This is a genomic window from Roseovarius sp. MBR-78 (assembly GCF_040547535.1).
GTDB lineage: Bacteria > Pseudomonadota > Alphaproteobacteria > Rhodobacterales > Rhodobacteraceae > Roseovarius.
Window position 1 is genome coordinate 1 of sequence record NZ_JBEPPX010000073.1, and the last position, 2,741, is coordinate 2,741.

Genomic DNA, 2,741 nt, shown 5'->3' on the forward strand with positions numbered 1-2,741 from the left:
GCGCAAATCACCGTGGAGATCGAGGGCACATATGGCCCGGATGAGATTCCGCAGGTCTGGGACGAGATGCGCCTGCGCATCCGCGACGTGGAGGGCGACCTGCCCCAGGGCGCGCGCGCACCCATTGTCAACGACGATTTCGGCGATGTCTACGGCATGTTCTACGCGGTGAAAACCGAAGGTCTCAGCCCGCGCGAGGAGCGGGATCTGGCCACGCGATTACGGCTTGGGCTGGTGACCGTCGACGGCGTTGCGAAGGTTGAGGTTCAGGGCCTTACGGAAGAGACGATCACCCTCTCGATCCCGTCCGCGCGCCTGACGGAATTGGGCCTGCCGCCAAACCAGGTTCTGGGCGTGCTGAACGATGAAAACCTCGTTTTCAACAATGGCGAGATCACCGAGGGCCCCGCCCGCATCGGCCTGTCCGTTCCGCCGGGTTACGTGACCCCCGAGGGGATCGAACAATTACGGCTTGGCGCGGCCGGAGAGGTCGGACAGGTTGCGATCCGTGACATCGCCCGCGTCTCCCGCGACGAGGCGGAACAGCCGAGCCAGGTGATCCGCCACAATGGCACGGCAGCCTTCACCCTCGGGGTTTCGGCGTTGACGAACCGCAACGTGGTCGAAGTTGGTTCGGCGGTCGCGGCCCGGCTTGAGACGTTGAAGGCCGACTTGCCGGACAGCGTCGAGATCACGCCGATCTACGAACAGCACGTCGTCGTTGACGAGGCCGTCTCCAGCTTTCTCCTGAGCCTTGCGATGTCGGTCGCCATCGTTGTCGGGGCGCTGATGATCACAATGGGCTGGCGCGCCGGCCTGGTGGTCGGCGCGACGCTCGGGCTCACTGTGTTCGTCACGCTGTTCTTCATGTCGGTCTTCGGGATCGCGATGGAACGGATCAGCCTTGGTGCCCTGATCATCGCGATGGGGATGCTGGTCGACAACGCCATCGTGATCACCGAAGGAATGGTGATTGGCATGGCGCGCGGAAAGAGCGCGATAAAAGCTGCGGCCGAGACCGAAAGTTCCACGTCCATTCCGCTGCTTGGAGCCACCGTGATCGGGATCATGGCCTTTTCCGGGATCGGACTTTCGCCGGACTCGACCGGCGAGTTTCTGTTCTCGCTCTTCGCGGTGATCACCATCTCGCTGCTGATGAGCTGGATTCTGGCTGTTACGGTCACGCCCTATCTCGGCAAGTTGCTGCTCAAGACCCCAAAAAATACCTCGGACGATCCCTACAAGGGCGCGTTCTACGGGATCTATCGCGGGTTGCTCTGGCTCGTGCTGCGCGCGCGTGTGCTGGTTGTGCTAATAATCGTGGGAATCACGGTCTTGTCGGTGATGGCCTTCGGGCAGGTCAAGCAGGCCTTTTTCCCGGCGTCAAATACCCCGCTTTTCTATGTCGAATTCCAGATGCCGCAGGGAACCGACATCAACGTCACCGACCGTGAAATGAAACGGCTCGAGCAGTTGATCCTGTCTGAAGACAAGGTGACGGACGTGACGACCTTGGTAGGGCGCGGCGCGAGCCGATTCATGTTGACATACAACCCGGAGCAGGCAGATGCCAGCTATGGCCAGCTTATCGTTCGTGTGGCCGACGCCGAGGCGATCCCGGCTATGGCCAATCGATTGAATCGTGATCTGCCGGCCGAATTTCCCAACGCGCTCGTCCGGGTCGAAGAGCTCGTCTTTGGCCCACCCTCAGGTGCCGATGTGGCGGTCCGGTTCTCTGGTCCCGATCCGGTCGTTCTGCGCCAACTCGCCGACGATGCATTACGGATATACGAGGCCGCAGGCACAATTACCAACCCGCGCACCAATTGGCGCCAGCGCGAAATCCTTGTTGAGCCGATCGTCGATGAGTCGCGCATGCGGCTGGCCGGGGCCACGCGCAGCGCGATTGCTGATACCGTCCGCTACGGAACGTCGGGCTTGCGGGTCGGTGAATTGCGCGAAGGCGACGAGGTCATCCCGATCCACCTGCGGCTGCCCGCGACCGAACGGGACGGGGTTGACCGCGTTCGGGATCTGTCGGCCTGGTCCGATGGTGCTGGCACCTACGTTCCCATGGCCAACCTTGTGGAACGGTTCGAGCCGCGCCTCGTCGAGGCGCTGATTCACCGGCGCAACCGCGAACGCACCATCACTGCCCTTGGCGGTGCACGGGCGGATCTCACCGCCGATGAGGCCTTCAAAAGCGTGCGGGCCGAGATCGAGGCACTCCCGCGTCCCGACGCCTACAGCATGGAGTGGGGAGGCCAGTATGAAAGTTCAACCGACGCCCAGACCAGCCTTGGCAAACAGCTTCCCCTAGGCTTCCTTGTCATGCTGACAATCTCCATTCTCATGTTCAACAAGGTGCGCCAACCCCTCATCCTTTGGCTTGTCGTGCCAATGTCCGTGACGGGCATGGTGCTCGGGCTGCTTTTAACCGGCCTGCCTTTCACCTTCACTGCTCTGCTCGGCTTCCTGTCGCTGTCGGGAATGCTGATGAAGAACGCTATTGTTCTGGTCGAAGAGATCGACGTTCAGCGCGCAGAGGGTGTGGCGGATTACAAGGCAGTGATTGACGGTTCGGTCAGTCGTCTACGCCCTGTGGTGCTCGCCGCCGGCACGACGATCTTCGGCATGATACCGCTGCTGCCGGATGCGTTTTTCGCGTCTATGGCGGTGACGATAATGGGTGGCCTCGCGTTTGCCTCGGTGCTGACCCTTGTCGCCGTGCCGGTACTTTA

General features: G+C 61.7%; 1 protein-coding gene. It reads left to right on the forward strand.

From position 1 onward, the window contains the following. A partial coding sequence (locus ABIE58_RS20195; protein ID WP_354546403.1) for an efflux RND transporter permease subunit occupies window positions 1-2,741 on the forward strand: 2,741 nt, incomplete at both ends.